The sequence below is a fragment of the Streptomyces sp. CA-142005 genome (assembly GCF_050942335.1).
Taxonomy (GTDB): Bacteria; Actinomycetota; Actinomycetes; order Streptomycetales; family Streptomycetaceae; genus Streptomyces.
In genome coordinates this window covers 7,722,339-7,743,743 of sequence record NZ_CP192078.1, presented here as the reverse complement: position 1 = coordinate 7,743,743, position 21,405 = coordinate 7,722,339, and the positions used below count along the sequence as shown (strand labels likewise).

Sequence of the window (21,405 nt, the reverse complement as noted above, 5' to 3'; positions counted from 1 at the left end):
GCACGCACGGGTGTCCGGCCAGGTGGGCAGCCGGATGGGAGACTATTCGGGTGAACGCGTTTGGATCTTCAGTATCCGGGGCTGCCACCCCAGTCAGCGCGGTGCGGCGGCGTGCTGTCGTGGACGCGCTGCGGCGCGGCGCTGTCCCCGAGAGCGGCCTGGACCTGCTCGCCACCGGACTAGACCGCTTCGAGCGGGCCGTCGATGAGGAACTGGACACTGCCGCCGCAGGCGGTTCGGTGTTCAAGGCCGTGCGCGGCGAGTACGGATCCGGCAAGACCTTCTTCACCCGCTGGCTCGGCGAGCGCGCCAAACGGCGCACCTTTGCCGTGGCCGAGGTGCAGGTGTCAGAGACCGAGACCCCGCTGCACAAGCTGGAGACGGTCTACCGGCGACTCACTGAGCGCCTGGCCACCGCCAGCTTCCCGCCCAGCGCCCTGCGGCCGGTCGTAGACGCCTGGTTCTACGCACTCGAGGAGGATGCACTCGCCGACGGCGCGAGCGAGAGCGAGCTGCCACAGGCCGTGGACCGGCTGCTCACTGCCCGTCTGGCCGAGGTGTCCCGACACGCCCCCGCGTTCGCCACCGCCCTGCGCGGATACAAGCAGTCCCTGGATGCCGGCGACGAGGCCACCGCCGCTGCGGTGATGGCCTGGCTCGGCGGCCAGCCGCACGTCGCCGCAGCCGCCCGGCGCAGTGCAGGCGTCCGCGGTGACCTCGACCACTTCGGTGCCTTCGGCTTCCTTCAGGGCCTGCTCACCGTGCTGAGAGACGCCGGGCACGCCGGCCTCGTCCTCGTCCTGGACGAAGTAGAAACCCTGCAACGGGTCCGCTCCGACGCCCGCGACAAAGCACTCAACGCGCTGCGGCAGCTCATCGACGAGGTCCACTCCGGCCGCTTCCCCGGCCTGTATCTCATCATCACCGGCACACCCGCCTTCTACGACGGGCAGCAGGGCGTACAGCGACTCGCACCGCTCGCCCAGCGCCTCGCCACCGACTTCACCACCGACCCCCGCTTCGACAACCCGCGGGCCGTCCAGATCCGGCTACCCGGATTCACCGAGGCATCACTGACCGGCCTGGGCGCCACCATCCGCGACCTGTATACCGAAGGCTCCCAGTCCCCCGACAGGATCAAGCAGCTTGCCGACGACGCCTACCTCACCGACCTGGCCCGGGCCGTGGGCGGGGCACTGGGCGGGAAGGTCGGAGTAGCACCACGGCTGTACCTGAAGAAGCTGGTTGGCGACGTACTCGACCGGATCGACCAGTTCCCCGACTTCGACCCGCGCAGGCACTACAAGCTGACCGTGGGCAGTAGTGAGCTCACCGCCACCGAACGAAACTTCGCCGCGCCCGCACCGGCCGCCTCGGCTGACGACCTCGACCTCGACATCTGACGGCCCAGTCCCGAAGTCCCGAACTCTGACGAACAGCCCGGGAGTTGCAGACGTGCAGGAGCAGCCGCGCGGCACTGACCCGCTGGAGCGCCTTGACCCGGTAGTCCTGCACCACATCGTCAACACGCTCGGGTGGCCCGATCTGCGCCCGCTGCAGAAGGCGTCCGTGCACCCGCTGATGAACGGCGAGGACGCGGTGCTGCTCGCGCCGACGGCGGGCGGGAAGACGGAGGCCGCCGCCTTCCCCCTGCTGTCCGCCATGCGAGAGCAGCGCTGGACCGGCACCTCAGTCCTCTACCTGGCCCCGCTCAAGGCGCTCCTGAACAACCTGGTGCACCGGGTCGACAGCTACGCCCAGTGGCTGGGGCGCCGAGCCGCCCTCTGGCACGGCGACACCCCCGAGTCCGTACGCCGTCGCATCCGCACCGAATCCCCCGACTTCCTGCTCACCACACCCGAGTCGCTCGAAGCGATGCTCATCAGCGTCAAGACCGACCACGCACACATGCTGGGCCGGGTGCGTGCCGTCGTCGTCGATGAGGTGCACGCCTTCGCTGGGGACGACCGCGGCTGGCACCTGCTCGCCGTGCTCGAACGCCTGGAACGGCTCGCTGGCCACCGCATCCAGCGCATCGGGCTGTCCGCCACAGTCGGCAACCCCGACGCCCTGCTCACCTGGCTCCAGGGCGCACACCCCGCCGATCGCCCCGGCCGGGTCGTCGCCCCCGGCGTGACTCTGCCCGCCACAACCGGCACCACCGAACACCCGCGCCCCGCAGGGGAGGTGGAGCTCGACTACGTCGGATCGCTCGCCAACGCCGCCAAGGTGATCTCCGCCCTGCACCGGGGAGAGAAACGGCTCGTCTTCTGCGACTCCCGCAAGCAGGTGGAAGAACTCGGTGCGGCACTGCGCGCCCGCGACGTCACCGTGTCCCTCTCACACGCCTCGCTGTCCACCGACGAACGCGCACGCTCCGAGCAGGCATTCGCCGAAGCCCGCGACTGCGTCATCGTTTCCACCTCCACCCTGGAACTCGGCATCGACGTCGGCGACCTCGACCGTGTCATCCAGATCGACTCACCCAGCACAGTGGCCTCGTTCCTGCAGCGCATCGGCCGCACCGGGCGTCGCGCCGGCACATCCCGCAACTGCCTGTTCCTCGCCACCCGGCCCGACACCCTGCTCCAAGCCGCCGGCCTGCTCACTCTGTGGGCCCGTGGCTGGGTGGAACCAGTCACCCCGCCCCCCTCACCACGCCATCTCGTCGCCCAGCAGCTCCTCGCCGTCACCCTGCAGGAACACCGCATCGGCGACCGGTTGTGGCCCGAGCAGTGGAACGGCCTGGCTCCCTTCGACCAGTCTGCCGCGCCCCTCCTGTCGCACCTGGTCGCGGAAGGCTTCCTCGACAGCGACGGCGGCATGCTGTTCATCGGCTCCGAAGCCGAGAAGCACTTCGGCCGCCGGCACTTCATGGAGCTGACCGCCTCCTTCACCGCACCCCCCGAGTTCACGGTGCTCGCTGGACGCACCGAGATCGGCACCACCGACCCCACCGTCCTCACCGAAGAACGACCGGGCCCGCGCCGCCTGCTGCTAGCCGGCCGCAGCTGGCAGGTCACGTTCATCGACTGGGCCCGACGCCGTGCCTTCGTGGAACCCGTCGAAGACGGCGGCATCGCCAAATGGCAGGGCAACGAAGCTCGCGGGCTGTCCTACGTCCTCACGCGCGCCATGCGCGACGTCCTGCTCGGCACGGACCCCGACGTCCGCCTCACCCGCCGCGCCGTCGCGGCACTCGCTGAACTCCGTATGGACCGCGCACCCCACGAAGTCCACCCGGCGGGCACCCTGCTGGTCCGCGACGCCGACGCCACCCGCTGGTGGACCTGGGCCGGATACCGCGCCAACGCCACCCTCACCGCCTCCCTCGGCAACCTCGCCGACCCCGTACAGCGCCCCACGGACACCCATATCCGGCTCCGCCAGGGCCTCTCCCCCACCGACTGGAAAACCGCCCGCGCCGAACTCCCCGACTCCCTCACCCTGCCGGCCGTTGACCCGCGAGCAGTCCGCGGCCTCAAGTTCTCGGCGGCCCTCCCGCCCCGCATCGCCACCACCACCCTCGCCGAACGCCTCGCCGACTTCGACGGCGCCCTCGCCGCAGCCCGCGAGCCCGTACGGATGGAATGGGGCACCTGAACAACCCGTAACAGGGGCGAGTGTTCGGGCGGCTGAGGTCCTTCTTGGCCTCGGTGAGGCTCCCGCTTATCTCAATGTCGATGCGGTGGCCGGTGCAGTCCACCCGCCTGGGCTTCCAGCTCCAGGGGCAGGCAGGTCCTGCTCACCGAGGTTGAGGTCCGCTTCCAGCAGCCACGCCCCAGTTCCAGCCACGATGCCAACGCACTTACTCGAACTCAAGAGATCGCCCATTTGGGATGGAACCACTCAAGTTGTCATAACTACGTCGAGATACTCTTGCACTGGCCCGAACAGCCCATATGGTACGTACTGCGGAATATCGCCATGGGCGACCCATGCAAGCTCAGCCAACTCCTCGGCGTCCGCGACATGGGCAGTACCGCCCACCACCTCACAGGCCGTGTACGACATCAATCGACCCGTCTTCGGGTGGATCCGCTCGCCGAGCAGCTTCACGGCGGCTACCTCCACCCCGGTCTCCTCATGGGTCTCTCGTACGGCGGCGTCTTCGCGGGTCTCGCCCGGCTCAATTTCACCAGCCGGGAACTGCCACGAGAGCTGTCCCTCGCTGACCCGGCGCCGCACCATTAGCACGCGCCCCTCGCTGACGACGATGGCCGCGGCGATGCCCGGCTGCTCCTCCGCGTTCTGCTGCGTCACGTCTGCTCCTCCAGGACAGCCAGGATGGGTGGGAAGATCGTATCGACGGGGATGAAGCGGGGGACCGAGTTTCTTGGGACCCACATGACGTCGATGTTCTCGACTGCGTCGGTGTTGCTGGCTTCGCCCGCCAGGTATTCGCAGAGGAAGTACTCGCACAGCACGCCGGTCACGGGATGAAGCCGGTTCCCAAGGCGCTGCCGGACCGCACAGTGGACACCCGTTTCGTCCAAGGTTTCCCGCACGGTGGTGGTCTCCGCCTTGGCTCCTGGCTTGATGACACCGGCCGGGAACTGCCAGGTGATACCGGCGGCGTCGTCGTCGCGCCGGCACACGAGCAGTACATCTCGGTTACGGATGACCACAGCGATGGCCACGCGCAGCGCCTGGACGCCTGACGGTGTCGAATCTGTCGGGCCTCGCTCCTTCGCCAGCAGGAGCGCGAAGCGCTGCCGCGCAGCCGCGGGAGCTTGTTCGTGGGCCGTGTCGAGGAGCTGCTGCATCTCCCTGCGAGGGACGACGGACGCGTCGGAGTGCCAAGCGGCCACGGTTCTCACGGCGATGCCCAGGTGAGCGGCGAACTGTTCGTTGCCGAGGCGTAGGGCGGACTGCAGCAGGCAGGCGTAGCGGCCGGTCCAGCGCTCGACCACGTCCATGATGCTGCCCCCTCATCGTCGCTCTGGTGCAGGAACCTGCGCGCGGAAGGTGCACTCCTACCGCACTGGCACTGCATGGTCACGCAGCTGGAGCGTCGGAAGAATCGAAGTCGCCAGGAGCCAGGCAAGCACCCGCCACGGTCTCAGCCCTTGGACAGGCCACAGAAGGGACGAGTGCACCAGACGATCACGTGGGGATTCTAGGTGCGTATCACCGGCGGACGACAAGGGAGGTGAAGTTGGCTGGATCGGTCACCTCGGTTGGCTGGTCAGCGACACCATGCCGACGTCCACCCATCCGGGGTATCGCACGCTCGCCCGAGCACCCTGGGCGGCGCCGGTAACCTCAATCAATGACGGATGATTAACCGTCATATGCCGTTGCTGGCAAGGCGAAAGGGAACCATGTCCGAGGTTGAGGTACACACCGTCGAGCGCACGCTCGTCCTGCTCAAGCCCGATGCGCTGGCGCGTGGCCTGGCAGGGAGGATCATCGCGCGGTTCGAGGACGCCGCGCTGAAGATCGTCGGCACCAAGATGAAGTGGATGGACGAGGAGTTCACCCGTCGGCACTACTTCGACCTTGAGGAACGGCTGGGCTCGGAGGTCTACAACGTCACGTCGACGTTCATGCAGCAGGGCCCGGTCATCGCCCTGGTGCTGGAGGGCTTCGACGCCATTGCCACCGTCCGCAAGATCGTCGGCAGCACGTACCCGAACCAGGCTCCGGCCGGCACGGTGCGGGGCGACTTCTCGCACTACAGCGCCGCGGCCAGCATCGCCTCTGGCAAGGCGGTCGCGAACCTCGTACACGCTTCCGGCAACGCGGAGGAGGCCAAGCAGGAGGTGGAACTGTGGTTCGACAAGGGCGAGCTGCACGACTACAAGACGCTGGCTGAAATCTACACCTACTAGCCGCGGGTCACGGCGTCACTGCGGGGACGCCGTCGCGTTGATCACCACTGGGGCACGACCGTCTGAACCGAGAGGGCACCATGACCAACCAGACCCGCCTGGCCTCCACCGACGAGCTGGAGTCGATCTTCCAGCGTGAGCTGGCGACCGACCTGTGGGCGGCCACCGAGACCGCGTACGCCCTGGCGGCGCGCCACCGCGACCTGGGCGACTGGCCCGCTTCGCGTGAGTGGGCCGAGCAGTGCCTCCGTCTGCTGGAGGGCTTCCCCAGCGAGACGGAGGAGCAGGTCGCCACCGGCCGCACGTCGGTGGGAGGCGTCCAGCTGCCGACCTACCTGCACTCAGGGGTCGTCCATGAGCGCTTCGGCGCCCTGGGCTGAAACCTACGATCCACCGGGGTGATGCGGCCGGGACCGCATCGGCCGCATCACCCCGCGTTCGACCACTAACCCCATAGCGATCGCCCGACCGGACAGGCCCCCGCACAGCAGGGTCCGGCTGGCTTCGCCATGCCTGAAACGAGGAGGCAGCAGCCCCGTGGCCGTCGAGATCGAGATGCGCGCCCGCTTCACCAAGGAGGTTCACGACCAGCTCGTCACCCGCCTAAAGGCGGACGGGGAGGACCTGGGCCCCGATGACAAGCACATCTACTTCTACGTGCTCCCCGACCAGCTCCTTAAGGTCACCGACAACACCGCTGCCGGCACAGCCAAGATCACACTCAAGGGGAGCAAGATCGGCCAGGGCGCGGCCTTCGCGGAGACCGAGTTCGCCATCGCTCCAGCCGACGTTCCCGCTGCGGTGAAGGTCTTCAACGCCCTCGGGTTCGAGACGACGATGCACGAGGCGTTCAACTTCCGTCACAACTTCCGCCTCGACGGCGTCGAGATCGCGGTCAAGTGGAGTGAGGCGTGGGGCTACCACGCCGAGTTCGAGGTCCTGTTGGAGGACGGCGCCCCGGATGCCACCCGCGCCGAGGCTGAGGCCAAGATTACAGACGTCGCTACGGCACTTGGCGTGACCTTGATGACGGAGCAGGAGCTGGCCGACTTCACTGCAGCCTTCGAGGCCGCCGAAAAGGAGCGCAAGGCGCGCGAGCAGCAGGCCGCGCCGATCCGGTAGGGGACATCACCGCGGAGACCACCAAGGGGGTGGGCACGAATGAGCACGACCCCGTTGACCGCAAGTCTGATCGACCTGGCCGCCCAAGGGCAGCTCCCGCTCCACCAGCACATGGACCACGCCACCGTCGCATGGATCAGCGACAACAGGCCCGACCTCCCGCCGGCGCCACGGCCAGCCTTGCGCCCGCAGTCGAAGGAGCTGCTCGCGCACGGAGGTCTGCCCACCCGATGGTGGGCAGACCCTCGCCTGTACACCTCGCTCCACGGAGTCCGGCACGCCATGAGGACGGCGGCGCTCGCCGCCCTCCTCGCCGAGGCGAACGACCTCGGAGACGCCGACGCCGCCACCGCGATCCTCGCCGCCGCCATCCACGACTGCCAGCGGCACCACGACCAGGACGACCGCGGGCATGGCGCCCGTGCGGCCATCTGGCTCGCTGCGAACGCCGACACCGTCTGGGGCCACTTCGGCCTCACCGCGACACCCCGCCGGATCGTGCAGGCGTGCACCGCCATCCGCCTGCACGACATCCCGTACGAAGCGTTCACCGCGGACGACAAGGCCGACCACGCCCGGGCCGAGCACATCACCGACGTGGTCAAGGCCGCCGATGCCCTGGACCGCTACCGTCTGCCGAAACTGAAGTGGTGGCCGGACGCCCGGTACGTCCGCGAGCCCGCCTTCGACCAGCTACGCGGTCTCGCCTTCAACCTGGTCCTCGTCTCCGAGCGGGCCCACCTCGCCGGGGCCAGCGGCACCACAGCCGTCCGCTACGCGCTCGCCGAGAAGGGCCTGGTCTAGCCGTGGACTTCCTCGACGCTTACCACCTGTGGGCCGACGCCCACGCCTTCTTCGACTCCACCCTCATCCCCAGCCCCTCCGACGACACCGACCCGCTCGCCACCCAGGCCGCAGGCTGGGACAGACGGCTCGCCGAGGACACTCCGAACGGCCACCTGTTGCGGCAGAACGCCCTCTTCGAAGCCCTGAGCGGCAACGGCAAGCTGCACCTGCTGCACGTCACCCACGCTCTGGAGGAGATCAGCCGGCAGGGAGTGCTCTACCCGTCGGGCGGTTGCCTCGTCGGAAGCATTTACTGCGCGCCTCTTACCGCGACCGACCAGGGCTTCCGTATGCACAACCTGGGCGCCTACGTCCTGACCAAGGAAGCGCCGACCTTCCTGGCCAAGCTCGGCGTCACCGGCCGCGTGCCCACCCCGCTGATCTTCGAGATCGACACCCCGCCTCAGGTGTACCGCGGGCTCGCCGGCGTGGACTACCTGCGGCTGGGCCTCATCCACCTGCAGATCTACAGCCACCTCGAATATCTGCTGAGCAAGAACGAACGACACCAGCTGCGCGAGACCGTCGTCAGCCGGGTCAAAAACTCGGCCGCGTTCCTCGCTACCGCTGCCGCCGTCGCCTACCAGGGCACCAGGGTAGGCGCCGATCCGTTCCTCAAGCTGCTTGACGAGACGATCCCCCGCCTGCCGATCCTCGGCTACCTGTATTTCGAAGCGGTCGCCGAATACCTGATGCTCCACTCGGTCTCGCACCAGACCCGACGTCTGGCCGAACTCGGTGAGCTGAACAACTGGCTATACAAGGAGATGCTGTTCGCCGCCTTCCCCGCCATGGCCGGCAAGTTCGACCTGACGAGGTTCCGGCCCCGCCCGAAGCAGCTCTCCGCGCTCATCCACCGAGTCGATCCGACCATCGATGCCAGCCACGCGAGCGCGTACTTGGTCGAGCGGATCAGCTATCTCGCCGCAGCCCGCCTCTTCGCACCCGGCGACGCCCCCGAAGACTGGCACCACACGCGCTGGGAGTTCGACTCTCTGGCCACCCAGCTCGGCCCTCTGCTGGGCCATCTCATCCACCGGGAGTTGCGCACATTCGGCCGCTACCCCGACTTCTACTTCTACTTCGACCAGCACAAGGCGCTGCAAGCCTGGAACTACTGGAACCACATGGACATCGTCGCCCCGTTCAACGGCACGATGCCCAAAGGTGAGGTCGGCATCAACCCGGCCTACCCCAACCTCGACTACCGCGTCTGGCGCGCCGAGCAAGACGAGGCCGGCCACCTGCACCCAGCCGAGGAGCTCTCGCTGACCATCGCCCCGCGACTGGTGGACATCAAGTACACCCTCATGCGCAACAACCAGTGGTCCCCCGCACCTAGCGCCGCCTGAGCCACCAGCGGATCCACCCATCACAAGCACTCTCGCACAGGAGCCCCGTGATGAGTCCCTTCGGTGTACCTTCCGTCGACCTTCTCAGCGAGCAGATCGAAACCGTCCTCGCCGACCCCGCCACCACCCACGGCCTCGCCCGCGCCCTCCGGGCCGCCGCCAAGGAGATCGAACTCCACCGCTACCACCACGCCAGCCGCCACGCCTGGCCCCACGGCCGCATCGACGACAAGCCCGCCAAGGTCCAGATCGGTGGCGGGGCCCACCGCGTCGACGGCTTCTTCAACATCGACCTCGTCCCGCCGGCCGACCTCCTCTGGGACATCCGCGAAGGCATACCCCTTCAGGACGACAGCGCCGAGGAGATCTTCTCCGAGCACTTCCTGGAGCACATCGACTACCCGCGCTCCGCGAAGCACTATGTCCGAGAGGCGCACCGAGTCCTCGTACAGGGCGGCCGGATCGTCACTGGCGTCCCCGACGCCGCCTTCGCCCTGAGCGAGTACCCCGGTGTCCTGGAAGAGTCCGACGAGATGATCCGGCGCTGGTATGCCAAGCGCGACGGCCTCAGCGACATCAACACCCGCCTCGACCTCGTCAATCTCGTCTTCCGAGACCAGGACGACGACCCTACGTACACCCCGCACCTGTGGGCCTACGACCACGACAAGCTTGTCCAGCTCTTCACCGAGGCCGGCTTCACCACCGTCGAACCCTGGACGTTCGACCCCACCATTGCCAACCCGAAGCGCCAGTGGGGCAGCGTCTACGTCATCGCGACGAAGTAGCCCGCCAGCCCAGCGGTCGGCGCAGACAGGAGCCTTCGGCTGCCGGTAGCGCTCGCTGGCCCGACGCACCGCACGAGGACTCTCCGTCGCTGAGCCATTTGCGCGGTGAGCTAAGACGTTCAGCGCAGCGTGTGAGCGTGGGGCGGCGCAACATAGCGCGGGGTCGCCGGTTAGCCAAACCGACGATCCCGCGCATCATTGGTAGTCCACCGCCACGTCCTGTCCCTACGTCGAAAGGAGTCACCCGACGAGCCCGGACCGCCCACACGAGCAGGCACGACCGAGGAACCCGCCAGCGGTCACGCCGCCGCGTAGCTCGCCAGGAACAGATTTTGCGCCCGCTCCACATCCCTCGGCGTACGCAACTGCACCTCCAGATCACCCGTCCCATGGTGACCGAGACCGGAGACATCCCGGGTGAATCCCGGGACAAGGTCGACGTCCTTCGGGTTGACCTTCAGGTAGACCAGCAGCTTGCTCCGCTGCGGCGGACAGAGGCAGGCGAAGTTCCGCAGCCGCTGGTACGCCCGGTACGTTTTGCGCTCGACGCGGTTCACACCGTCCCCGAGCCCGAGCAATGCCTCATCGACCGCGCTCGCCAACTCAACCATCGACGCGTCCTGGATGCCGGCTGTCGCCCGGGCAACCGCCTGGCGGTGGGCTCGGCGTGCCACCTGCATGCCGCCGCTTCCGGACGCCACGGTCTCAAGCCCGAGCAGGTCGCTCCCGAACAGTCGGTAGCGAACCAGGTCGATCGACCGCCGGTGCTCGTGCACGGCATGCACGTCGTAACGCGTGAAGTCGCCGGCGATACAGATCAGGCGAGGGCTGCTCCACAAGACCTGGGACGCGGCCTTCATCCCGAGCCGGTCGAGGACCAGGTGCTCGAACTCGGCACGGTGGTCCATTAGCCACGCCAGGTAGAACAGGCCCTGGTTGATGACGCCGGCGTCGATGCCGCGCTTGTACTCGACGATGACCGGCGATCCGTTCTCGTCCAGCCCGAGCGAATCGATCCGGCCCTTGTGGACCGGCCCGGTGCCGTACTCACTCGCCAGGAAACGGACGCCTAGCAGCGTCTCCATGTGCGCCTCGACGAGACCCTGCACATCTGCCTCGACCTCGGCAAGACGCGGCATGACCTCGCTCACGCCACATTTCGATAGGTCCGTCCGGAACAACTTCAAGCCGACCACCCCCGTTATCGCATAGGAGATCGACAACATCGGACAGGCAGAGATTTGTTTCCGCAACCGGCGCGAGTCACGTGAAGAAGGTGTGCCGGATGCCCGATCGACTGGGTCAGCTGCCCCGGCGCGCAGCACGCAGGCCGGTGGTACCCGTGATTCGTCGGCGTACTGCACGAATCCAGCACAGTATGGGAGATGCGGAGTTGACGGCAGGTGACGAGGAGTCAGGAAATCCAGCACCTATCCAGCACGGTGAAAATTAGGGGGCCTGACACCGAAGAGCCAGAACCCAATTGACCTGCAGTGGTGCAACGGGGCGAACTGCGACCCACGCAACACCCAACTCATCCGTGGTAACCGTTCGTCACAGTGCTGGGCAATGCAGTGAAGTGCTGGACCCTGCCGACTCCTCTCCGGCATCGTGCCTCACGCTGTCAGAGTGAGCCCCTCCACGGCGAGCGAGGCAACATAGCCCCAAATCGCCGGTTAGCCAAACCGGCGATAACGCGGAGTATTGACGGTCACCGCGATGACGGGCGCATGCGGTGTCCGTAGGCCCAACACGGGCTACCCGCCAAGACGAAAGTAATCGGAATGCACACGCAGATTGAAGAGACTCTGGGCCCTCTCTATAGCCCCGCTCACATCCGTGCCACCTGGGGCGGAACGGGGAGCGTGGAGGACGCCTCAAAGGCGCTGGGATTCTCACGGGCCAAGGGATACGACCTGATCCGCAGCGGGCAGTTTCCGTGCCGTGTGCTACGCATCGGCCGTAAGACGCGTGTTGTCACGGCGTCCCTACTCCGCGTCCTCGAAAGCGGAGATCCGGAGTATAACGATGCCCGCGCCGGATGCCGCCCCACACCCTAAGCCAGCTTCGACGTGGCTCCGCTTCCGGCGGGGCTTCGTCGTTCCAAGCACGCCCTCTCACTACCCCGCTCTGAAGGCAGACTGGCCAGCCGTGTCGCCGGGTCGAGTACACCGACCGGGCCGCGCTCATCCTCGGCTACCTCGCCGAACACCTCACCAGCCAACCCTTGGACCAGCTGTCCACCGCCTGCACGTGGCACCCACTGGGCATGAACTCCACCCGCTTCAGCCCCCTGCCTACAAAATATCGCCGCTCGCTGCGCCCCCACCGAACTCGACCAGGACACCGACAGCCACCTCAAGGGAACAGCTCACGACTTCTCCGCACGCGTCATGGGCGGCGTCTGCGGCATCGCCGGCGTCTTCACCGTCCTCGACGACCTCGCTGCCTTCCTGCGCTACATGCTGAACACCGACACCGCGCCAAGGCAGGCTGGCTTCGGTCCCGCCTGGACCACCGAGTCGCTGACGATCCAGACCGGCGCGCTGCAACCCGCGCGCGGCTTGTTCTGGCATCCCGCCCCTGGCACCACCGCCGAACAGGACACATGGGTCCACTACGGCTTCACGGGCACGGGAATGTGGGTCTCACCCACCAGGGGCCTGTGGGCAGTACTCCTGACCAACAAGCTCTACTACACCCGCGACCGCGGACCACTGACCAATGTCCGCAACGCCTTCCGTGAACTCGCCTTCGTGTAAGCGGTGCGTGTGGCCGCATGAAGGAAACGTCGTAGGCCGCCATTCACATCGGACGCCGTCGGACGTGAGCCGAGCCCCTCACAGCCGCAATGCATTCCGCTGCCTCGCCTTGGACTGAGCAAGTCCGTGCCCCGATCCAGCGGCCAATACGGCAGCGGCGAACGAGGTCACCGCCAGCACTGCGAACAGAGAGGCGTAACCGCCCAGTTCGCGCGCAAGTGCGGCCCCGGCGAAGGGAGCCAGTGCGCCGGCGATGGTGGCAGGTGCCGCGAGGACAGCCGAGAGCCTGCCGTAATGGGTCGCTCCCCAGCGGTCGGTTACTGCGGTGGCCTGGAGCAGGGTGAAATTGCCCCGCACCATGCCCGCGCCGATGGCAAGGGCAAGCAGCAGCGGATAGGGACCGGGCACGAGTGCGAGCGCCACCGTGGTGGCTCCTCCCGCGCTGATCAGCAGCACCGTGCGGCTGGTGACGCTCGTACATCGGGCAAGAGAGGCTAGAGCGTACGGCCGAGAGTCTGGCCCGCACCGCCGAGACCGAGCGCCCACGCAGCGGCGGTCGGGCTGAAGCCGCGGACGATGAGGGCCCGGGTGGGGTCTCCGGTGAACGCCCGGTTCCACCGCTCCAGGCTGGATCCTCGCACCAGGGCAACGGATCCGACCGATGTTGTCAGTGGGGCCGTGCAAACTGGATGCCGTGACGACACCCGACGTCCGAGGACTAGAGCAGCTTGAGCGCGCCGTCCTAGACGACGCTGCCTCTCTCGCCACTGCGCTCCGGCAGTGCCTCATGTTGGCCGGCTACGCCCGCCATGAGGAGCTGCGCGCATGGGCGCTGAAAGAGCTGGAGGGGTACGCGACGTCCGATGAGCTGCCCCCTTACCGGAAGGTGCGAGCCGCGCTCGAAGTCGTGATCGATCTCTACCTTCCAGGTCAGATCATTCGGGACAATACCCAGCGGGTCAGTCCAAACCAACTACCTCAACACGCCCAGGATCGCGGTATCGGGGAAAGCGCGCCAATCCGACAAGGAGTACGGGAACTCGAAGCGCTGGTCACCCGCACCGACAGGGCGGCGGTACGCCTGAGCCCGCCCGGTTCTGCCGACTACGCCCTACTGATGACGCAGGAGCAGCATCAGCAGGGAAACGAAGGTTCCCAGATCACGTCTCTGCACTGGGACGTCTCCGTCGCCAGTATCGCGGGCGTCCTCGATCACATCAGAACACGTCTGACCCAGTTCGTCGCGGAAGTGAGAGCAGCCATGCCCCCGGGCCAACAGAACCCCAACCCCAACCAGATCGACTCGGCCGCGCAACAGGCGCTCAACATCACAGGAGGCGACGGCTCCACTTTCAACATCGTCGCGCCGAACGCGAAAGCGGACCGCGGCGGCACCGCGAGCGCCAACGTCAATGAACCCGCGCCCGCGACTCCGCAGCCCTGGTGGCACCGCACCTCGGTCATCTGGGGTGCCATCGCCGCTCTGGGGACGGTTGCTGGCGTCATCGTCACCGTGGCCGTGAAGTGAGATTCCGCCGAAGCCGCCTCGACAGACTGGAAGGCGACGTCCTCGACGAGAGCCGCCCGCTCGCGCCGATCTTGCGCCAGGTGATCACCCTGGGCGGGCACGCTCACTCCGAACCGTTACGGGCCTGGGCGCTGCGGGAACTCCAGGGTTACGAGGGCACGGATGTGCCGATTCCCGAATACCGGAGAATCTCAGCCCCCCTGGTGATGGATGGCCTCGTTGGGATGTACCAGTTTCGGGAGCAGCCGGTCAGCATGTTCGACCTGCCGGACTTCGCCCGTGACAGTCTGGGCGGCGAACTTCGCCTCGGGCAGGGCGTCGGCCAGATCGAATCCCTCATCGCCGGAAATCCTGGCCAGACTGTTCAGCTCGGTCCGGCCATGGCTGCCGACCTGGCCGTGTTCATGAGCCAGAACTCGCCCAGGCAGGTTCTCAGGCTGTATTGGGCTGTGCACCCGTCAGCCCTGGAGGGCATTCTGGATCAGGTCCGCACGCGACTCGTTCAGCTCGTCGGGGAGTTGCGGGCCGCGATGCCACAAGGGCAAAAAGATCCGACACCGGACCAGGTCGCTCAAGCACTCCAAAGCATCAACATCATCACGGGCGACAACTCCTCTGTGACCGTCACGGCGCCTATTGCGGTCGCGCGCCATCGCGGATCAGCGCGAGCCGAAGTCAGCGGAGGGGCCCAGCAAAACTCTGCACGGACAGCGATCGTCTGGGCCGTCTCGGTCGCCCTGGTTGCAGCCGCTGCGGTCATTGTCTGGGGGGCGTGGTCCTGAAGCGAGCTGACCCACGAGGGCACATGAGCCTGGGAATCGGCCGCGTACCGCGCCTCCAGGTCCTCCAGCGCGTCGCGAGCGCTCTGCTCACCGACGGTCTGCAGATCGGGGTCGATGAAGAACGGCGACCTGGCCCGGCGCAGCGCTGCGAGCACGTACTCCGGCAGTGCCCGGTGCACCAGCCAGCCAAGGACGCTCTCCCAGCGGGTGCCATCCGTTACGGGGACGGTCCCCTTCGGCGTGGCCGACGACGGCGAAGACCGGAGCGACCTCGCCACCCTGTCGTGCACCACGGCTCCTTCGCTGACCGGCCCTGCGACCGAGAGGCACAGACCGCGCGCGTCCTGAGGGGCGACCAGCGATGGCCCCAAGCTCTGGACGGTAGTTGCCCGCAACCGCCTTGGCCTGGATCAGGATCGCCCCGTCGTGAATAGTTGCAGTGAACTGTTCACTACGTTTTGCTTCCGGTATGGCACAGTCCCTCCGTCCCCAGGCCCTGCAACGCCAACGACTGTTCAGAGACATGAGCGTGGAACAGCTCGCCGAGGCTGTAGGGGTTACGCCACGTGCTGTACGCCACTGGGAAGCGGGAACACGGACTGTTGGTGACCGAGCTTTCGGCCGATTGCTAGAGGTTCTGCGATGTGGTGCGCAGGATCTGACAGGGCGCGAACCGGGTACCGAGAGCCTGGCCGACTTGCGTCGTGATGCTGGCTTGAGCACGGAAGAGGCCGCCTCAGCTCTACGACGCAAGCGTGGTGCACACGGTCTGCATATCAGCGCCGAGAAGATCCGCGATCTTGAACGCGGCAGACGTGTGCGCGGCTGGATGTGGGGATCTCCCGAGACCCTGGGGAGAGTGGCGCACATGATCGCCCAGGTCTATAGAGTCCCCGACCGGGTGGTGATGGATGCCTGGCGCCGCAGCCGCCCGGAGGACCCTCTCCCAGTGCTTCCCGTCCGACGTCCCCGTCAGCCTTCCGAGGAGTCGATAGCTGTATGGAGGGCCCTCAACGAGCGGCAACGTACCTATCTGACGTGCATCTTCCGTCACGACCAGGAGGTAGAGGAAGAACAGCGGCAGGCCCGCTTGGTGGGAGCGGAACAGCGACCAGCAGCCGAATGGCGGCGCATGACGTTGGCAGTCTCCGCCTCGTCTGATGTAGTCGGGTACACCCGCATTCAGGAGGGGCTGCGCGCAGCGGGGGTACATGACCCAGGAGCTGGATCGTCGGTGGCCGCTTTGGAGCGGCGTGGCCTGATCGTCGTGTACCGGGACCGGCTGTATGTCGACGGTCTGGGGGATATCCCCCGTACCCGGGTGGAGATGACCCGGTACGGGCGAGCGGTGGCCCGTGCGGCCCTCGGGGCTCCCCGGGAAGCAGGACCACCTGCGCCGCTGCTGTCGTTGTGGCTCTGGAAGATCATGGTCCGGGTCGCGCGCGCCGGAGCGCAGGGGGTGGACGGCAGCCTCGCCGGGCGTGGGCCGCATTACCTGGCGGTGGGGCAAAGCCCTGATGGACGGACCCCGAGCCGGGGCTTCATCGTGTTGCGGCACCCCGACGGAGTGACTCACGGACCGTACCGGTGGTTCCTCACCGACTCCGGGCGAAGCCACATCGCCGACCACCTCGACGCCTACCGCGGCCTGTATCCCAGCATCGACACCGAGGGCCTCGACGAGAGCTCTGGCTGAACTCCCCTCGGGATTCCCAGGGCCCATTGTCAGTGGCCTGCCGTATGGTCCGGCATGTGATGCAAGCTGACGACACAACGGACATTCAGCAGACTCACGCACTGCTGGAAATCGTCAAGGCGTTCGCCGTGTGCGAGCACGCGATGGTCGGCGAGGGACTGGACGGGCCGAGACGCCTGGACCGCCTCATGGAGGCCCACGGCATCCTGATGGCGGCATGCGGCCCGGGGCACCTGATCCTGTTCGACGAACTGATGGGCAGGCTCACTGGCGACCGGGCTGGCTCCCTGGAAGGGCTGCTGCCCGACTGGATCGACAGCGAGGCTCTCGCTGGCGTGCGGCTCATGGACAGCGAGGGCGTTGCCACGGAGGACGGGTTCGACTTCCGGCACGAAGCCCAGCGCGTCCTGCGGGCCGCGCAGAAGGTCGGGAAGTTCACCGGGCAGGTAACGAAACCGAAGCTGGATGACGAGTACAGCCAGGAAGCCGTCTTCAGCGCGATCAAGGGCTCCTTCTACCAGAGGCACCGCACCACTCTGGTTGAGAACCCGACGGTGCCGACGGGCAGTCTCACGGAGCTCAAGCTGCCCTCCCGGGCGAACGACTTCTACAAGCCGGTCGCCCAGTACGCGCAGTTCAACGGCTGGTGGTGGCCCTGCCCCGCCTGCAAGTGGCCGATGAAGGTGACAGCTGCCCGCACCGGCGCGCGCACAAGGGGAAGGGTGCGGTGTCTGTACCCCTGGCACGAGGAGACGGGCGCGTCGTACGAGTTCGTCGTGACCGCCCGGAAGAAGTCGGCCCCCGAACCGAGTCCGACGTTCGCATGCCGGGTCCCGTCCGGCCGGTTCGCACGCCTATGGACCGGGGCCGTACCGCACGTGCCGCAGGCCAAGCCGGCCGCAGAGTACATGGCGCTGGTACGGCCGGTGTGGCGCTACACCGTCATCCCTGGCCTACCCGAACTGGCCCTGCACCGAGCCGCCGCGGCGGCCCTGGAGGGAACCGCCTGGACATCACATCTGTGGCCCAACGGGGACCAGTGTGACCTGTGGATCACCCGCGAAGGAAGCGAACAGCCGCACTTTCCTGCTGACTTCAAAGACTACACCTGGCCGAATCACCTGGTCAGCAAGCTTCATATGGACGGCGGCGATAAGGGCGGCGCCGAGTACCTGGTAGTGCCCGACCATCGCCAGGACCAGGTGGCCCAGCTCCACGCGGTGTGCCGCACATACAGGATGAAGGCGGCGATGACCGCGACGGACTACCTCGAGATGGTCATCACGCAGATCAAGGAGGGCAAGGCGTGAGCGGGGAGATGACGGGTAAGGAAGCCGGCCTGGCTGGAGCACTCGCTCTGGCCGCGCACTACTTTCCCCGCAAGGACGACGAGGGGCGCATCCTGGCCGGCTTCGAAGAAGCCACGTTCTTCGCCCACCGCAAGCCGCAGGCATGGTCGGATTGGGCGAGCTTGCCAGTGGCCGAGCGGAACCTGATCCGTCAGGTGATGGCCTTGATGGCTCCCGAATGGACGGATGCGAAGAAACTCAGGGCCGCCGTCCTCGCGCGCCTAGGCACCCTGGCCCCCGATCCCGACCTCGCGGACAGGTCGGGAGGTTCGCTGCGGCTGCCGGCCGGAGACCCACAGCTGGCCGAGGCGGTGATCCCCAGGGTGGGAGGGGATTTCCTCGGATACGCACAACGCGTCACCGGGCCGTTCTTCACCTTCGGCAAGCGCCCCAAGGCACAGGCGTTCGCGGGCCCAGGAACCCTCAAGACGAGGACGGCCTACCTGGGCCAAGAGCACGGCACGACCAGTAGAGAGATCCATATCCAGGCGACTCCCGGCTTCCTTGAAGCGCCCGGCCACGAGGTGCTCCCGCAGGTGCACACCCGGCCGCAGCGCGACCGGGTCGCGCCGACAGTGAACCAACTCCTGGATGTCGCCAAGATCCTCAGCGGCCAGGACAAGAGCGTCGCCTACCTGCACAAGGTGCTCAAGCGCTTCTTCAAGGCAATGAAGACGACCGACGGCGAATTGACCGAACTCGACCTGACGTCCGGAGACCTGCAGGTCCTCAACGCCCCCACGGGAAGCGGCAAAACGGTACTCGTACGGGTCATGGCGTCCTGGGCAGCGCTCAACGACCGGCGAATCGCCCTCGCCGTCACCGATGTCCGCGCCACCCTGGACATGGCCTGGGACATCAACAACGACCTGGCCTATCTGCACAAGAACAAGCACCTAGCCGAGCCCGCTCACTGCACTCCGCTGATGTCCCCGTCGAGCATGCACCGGCGGGCCATGGACTACGCCGCCCTGGGTACCTCCACCCAGATCGACGAATGGGACCGGCGCGCCAGGACCGACATCGCGCTGCTGTCGGCCGGCTGCGCGCAGCGGGCGTTGATGGACCCGCCCACCCTGTATCCGCACGGGGAGGAGAACTGCACCTCGCTGACCTCTCCGGCCACCGGCTCCACCCGGCTCACCTGCTCCTTCGCCCCGGTGTGCGGCAAGTTCCAGCAGTTCTACCGGGCCACCGACGCGGCCGTGATCGTCACCAACCACGCCAACCTCCTGGAAGGCCGCACACGCATCGGTGTCGTCCTGGACGGGCAGGAGTTCCGCGGCAAGGCACGTGGCACCAGGGGCATGAGCGTGCTGGAGATGACGCTGCGCGCCTGCGATGCGCTGGTGATCGATGAGATCGATGCCTTCCAGACGGCCGCCATCAGCCGCTGTACCTCGGAGCTCACTCTGGCTTCCCGGAAACGGACGACCGCGTTGCGGGAGATCGACTCGGACGCCAGGAACCTGCCCGTCGTCCATGAGATGTCCCTTGCAGCGCCGGTCAGCCACGCGCGGCTCATGGCCGAGATGCTGCTGCTGTGGCTCTGCTCAGGCAGCGGGCTCAGGCTGAACCCGGGCAACGAGGCGGACAGCCCTGACGGGGCCAGCCGCGACAACACCGGCTGGCGCCTGGCCCGCTCGAGGGACCGTGAAATCCTTCAGCTCCTGTTCCCCCACCAGACCGCGGCCGACGACGTTCCGCCCGAGCTGTTCGCCTTCCTCGACGAGATCATGCCCGCCCGCTGGTACGCGGCCGGACCGGATGAGGAGGCCAAGCTTCCCGACGGAGCCGACTGGGACGCCATCCAAACAGCCCTGACGATCCTCACCGCGCAGCGCGGCCAGGACCACCTCACCGACACTCGCGACGCGATGCGCACGCTCCTGCGTGAGCTCGTGCCCGATGCGCATCAGCAGGCCGCCGTGGTGAACCTGTTGATCACCCGCACCGTGCTACGGGAACTCGACAGCGCGCTGGACGAGCTGCGCATGCAGGCCCAGACCCTGCGCTATCTCGACCTGGGATCGGTCCGCAAGATCCTTGAAAGCATGCGCAGCAGCACGGTCGCCACCCTCTACCCCCTGGCCATGCTGGGCCGCTCCATCCACGGCTACCAGGTCAAGGGCATGGACAAAAAGGAGCAGGAAGCGGAACTCCTGTCACGTTCTTTCGGCGGCGATCCGCACACCTTCGTCAGCGAACTCGGCGGCCTCACCGCCCTGCTGGCGGCCGGCGTGCAGCGTCCCGTCATGGGCCTGTCCGCCACCGCCTACCTACCACAGGCCGTACAGGAACACATCCATGCCCCGGTCCGCTGGTGGCTCCCCGACACTCGTCCGGAGTCCATCGTCACCCTCGCCACGCCTGTACGGGGCAGCAGCGGGGATGCCATGAGGATCGGGGGTCTCCCGCCAGAGCTGAAGCCCAATGCACTGCGCGATCTCGGCCGGGGCCTGTACGAGCAGCAGCTCGCCAAGCACCTGGCCCGCCTGGAGAAGCACGAACCGGAACGGGCCCGCGTCATCCTCGCCGTCAACTCCTATGAGCAGGCCGCCTTCCTCGCCTCCGGGGTGGCACAGGCCGACGGGCTGAACCACCGGATCTGCCTGCTGGTGAAGAAGCCGGAGAAACAGAACTACGAGGAGCACCTACCTGCCCACGTGGACCGGATGGTCCGCGAAGAGCTCAAGGAGTTCCCCGACCGCGGAGAGATCCTTATCGCCCCCCTCGCCGTCATCGGCCGGGGCCTGAACATCGTCGTCGGAACGCGCTCGGCAGTCCGCGACATCTATCTGTGCGTCCGGCCTGTCCTGAGCATCGAGGACACCGACTGGCTGCACGCAAGCGTCAACGCCGCCGGTTACAACACCCTTCCCGCCGGCGGCAGCGACGAGCCCTTGGCCGTCCTGCGCGCAGCAGGCGAAGCTTCCTGGAAGCAACTCACCAAGATCCTTCGCTCCCCGGCCCGGTTCTCCAACATGGACCACGACCTGCGCAAGGAACTCGTCGCAGGAATGCTCGTCCTGCTCATCCAGCTCGCCGGCCGTGCCCGGCGGGGCGAGACCGACATGACCCTCCACATCGTGGACCACTCCATCCACGACAAGAAGTTCAGCTCCGACCTGGCCACGATCATCGAACAGATCTACCGCGACTGGACTCCGAAACAGCGCGACATCATGAATGAGCTCTACGGTCAAGCGCTTCAGGCATTCCTGACCTATGCAGGGCTCGACCGCGAGTCGCTCTGAACTGACCACGCCCGTCTCCGCCTTGCCGCGGCGGAGACGGACCCGCATCCTCTCCCAAACGGAGAGACCGAGAGACGAGGTACCCCCGC

General features: G+C 67.0%; 17 protein-coding genes and 3 pseudogenes. 16 read left to right on the top strand and 4 right to left on the bottom strand.

Features of this window, described 5'->3' with window-relative positions; all coding sequences use genetic code 11:
• Positions 1–50 precede the first annotated feature (50 nt).
• Both brxD and ACQPXS_RS36050 read left to right on the top strand, forming a co-directional pair.
• Positions 51–1,403, top strand: coding sequence for a BREX system ATP-binding protein BrxD (brxD, locus tag ACQPXS_RS36055; RefSeq protein WP_433453686.1), 1,353 nt, complete (start codon positions 51–53; stop codon positions 1,401–1,403).
• A 52-nt stretch (positions 1,404–1,455) separates the two neighbouring features.
• Positions 1,456–3,603, top strand: coding sequence for a DEAD/DEAH box helicase (locus ACQPXS_RS36050; protein ID WP_433453685.1), 2,148 nt, complete (start codon positions 1,456–1,458; stop codon positions 3,601–3,603).
• A 246-nt stretch (positions 3,604–3,849) separates the two neighbouring features.
• Here the strand turns inward: ACQPXS_RS36050 and ACQPXS_RS36045 are convergent, their stop codons facing one another.
• Both ACQPXS_RS36045 and ACQPXS_RS36040 read right to left on the bottom strand, forming a co-directional pair.
• Entirely contained in the window at positions 3,850–4,263 is a 414-nt protein-coding gene (locus ACQPXS_RS36045; protein ID WP_433453683.1) for an NUDIX hydrolase, read from the bottom strand.
• On the bottom strand, positions 4,260–4,919 hold the full coding sequence (locus ACQPXS_RS36040) for an NUDIX hydrolase (protein ID WP_433453681.1): 660 nt from the start codon (positions 4,917–4,919) through the stop codon (positions 4,260–4,262). Before ACQPXS_RS36040 ends, ACQPXS_RS36045 begins: the two co-directional genes overlap by 4 nt.
• A gap of 405 nt (positions 4,920–5,324) precedes the next feature.
• On the opposite strand from ACQPXS_RS36040, the gene ACQPXS_RS36035 reads away from it, so the two are divergent.
• The 6 genes from ACQPXS_RS36035 to ACQPXS_RS36010 all read left to right on the top strand — a co-directional run bounded on the left by ACQPXS_RS36035 (position 5,325) and on the right by ACQPXS_RS36010 (position 9,942).
• Entirely contained in the window at positions 5,325–5,834 is a 510-nt protein-coding gene (locus ACQPXS_RS36035) for a nucleoside-diphosphate kinase (RefSeq protein WP_093721422.1), read from the top strand.
• Between the two features lie 80 nt (positions 5,835–5,914).
• Positions 5,915–6,214, top strand: coding sequence for a hypothetical protein (locus ACQPXS_RS36030; RefSeq protein WP_433453679.1), 300 nt, complete (start codon positions 5,915–5,917; stop codon positions 6,212–6,214).
• Between the two features lie 157 nt (positions 6,215–6,371).
• On the top strand, positions 6,372–6,956 hold the full coding sequence (locus ACQPXS_RS36025) for a hypothetical protein (RefSeq protein WP_433453677.1): 585 nt from the start codon (positions 6,372–6,374) through the stop codon (positions 6,954–6,956).
• A 39-nt stretch (positions 6,957–6,995) separates the two neighbouring features.
• Entirely contained in the window at positions 6,996–7,760 is a 765-nt protein-coding gene (locus tag ACQPXS_RS36020; protein ID WP_433453676.1) for a hypothetical protein, read from the top strand.
• A gap of 2 nt (positions 7,761–7,762) precedes the next feature.
• Entirely contained in the window at positions 7,763–9,154 is a 1,392-nt protein-coding gene (locus ACQPXS_RS36015) for a hypothetical protein (RefSeq protein ID WP_433453674.1), read from the top strand.
• Between the two features lie 50 nt (positions 9,155–9,204).
• Complete coding sequence (locus ACQPXS_RS36010; RefSeq protein WP_433453673.1) at positions 9,205–9,942, top strand: class I SAM-dependent methyltransferase; 738 nt, start codon at positions 9,205–9,207, stop codon at positions 9,940–9,942.
• Between the two features lie 299 nt (positions 9,943–10,241).
• On the opposite strand, the gene ACQPXS_RS36005 is transcribed toward ACQPXS_RS36010, so the two are convergent.
• Positions 10,242–11,138 (bottom strand): DUF5655 domain-containing protein, encoded by an 897-nt coding sequence (locus ACQPXS_RS36005; RefSeq protein ID WP_433456097.1) that lies wholly within the window; start codon positions 11,136–11,138, stop codon positions 10,242–10,244.
• A gap of 588 nt (positions 11,139–11,726) precedes the next feature.
• Between ACQPXS_RS36005 and ACQPXS_RS36000 the strand changes: the two genes are divergently transcribed.
• Positions 11,727–12,002, top strand: a complete 276-nt coding sequence (locus tag ACQPXS_RS36000; protein ID WP_361292713.1) for a helix-turn-helix domain-containing protein — start codon at positions 11,727–11,729, stop codon at positions 12,000–12,002.
• A gap of 89 nt (positions 12,003–12,091) precedes the next feature.
• Positions 12,092–12,704: pseudogene (locus ACQPXS_RS35995) on the top strand (serine hydrolase); the annotation flags it as partial.
• Between the two features lie 78 nt (positions 12,705–12,782).
• Here the strand turns inward: ACQPXS_RS35995 and ACQPXS_RS35990 are convergent.
• Positions 12,783–13,285: pseudogene (locus ACQPXS_RS35990) on the bottom strand (MFS transporter); the annotation flags it as partial.
• 113 nt (positions 13,286–13,398) lie between these two features.
• Here ACQPXS_RS35990 and ACQPXS_RS35985 point away from each other — a divergent pair.
• The 6 genes and pseudogenes from ACQPXS_RS35985 (at position 13,399) to ACQPXS_RS35960 (ending at position 21,316) form a co-directional block, all read left to right on the top strand.
• Positions 13,399–14,232, top strand: coding sequence for a hypothetical protein (locus tag ACQPXS_RS35985; protein WP_433453671.1), 834 nt, complete (start codon positions 13,399–13,401; stop codon positions 14,230–14,232).
• Positions 14,229–15,014, top strand: coding sequence for a hypothetical protein (locus tag ACQPXS_RS35980; RefSeq protein WP_433453669.1), 786 nt, complete (start codon positions 14,229–14,231; stop codon positions 15,012–15,014). The genes ACQPXS_RS35985 and ACQPXS_RS35980 overlap by 4 nt, the downstream gene beginning before the upstream one ends.
• Positions 15,015–15,483: 469 nt before the next feature.
• Positions 15,484–15,660 (top strand): annotated as a pseudogene (locus ACQPXS_RS35975) (helix-turn-helix domain-containing protein); the annotation flags it as partial.
• A gap of 588 nt (positions 15,661–16,248) precedes the next feature.
• On the top strand, positions 16,249–16,710 hold the full coding sequence (locus tag ACQPXS_RS35970; protein ID WP_433456281.1) for a hypothetical protein: 462 nt from the start codon (positions 16,249–16,251) through the stop codon (positions 16,708–16,710).
• A 59-nt stretch (positions 16,711–16,769) separates the two neighbouring features.
• Positions 16,770–18,020, top strand: coding sequence for a hypothetical protein (locus ACQPXS_RS35965; protein WP_433453668.1), 1,251 nt, complete (start codon positions 16,770–16,772; stop codon positions 18,018–18,020).
• On the top strand, positions 18,017–21,316 hold the full coding sequence (locus ACQPXS_RS35960; RefSeq protein ID WP_433453666.1) for a hypothetical protein: 3,300 nt from the start codon (positions 18,017–18,019) through the stop codon (positions 21,314–21,316). Before ACQPXS_RS35965 ends, ACQPXS_RS35960 begins: the two co-directional genes overlap by 4 nt.
• The last annotated feature ends 89 nt before the right edge of the window (positions 21,317–21,405 follow it).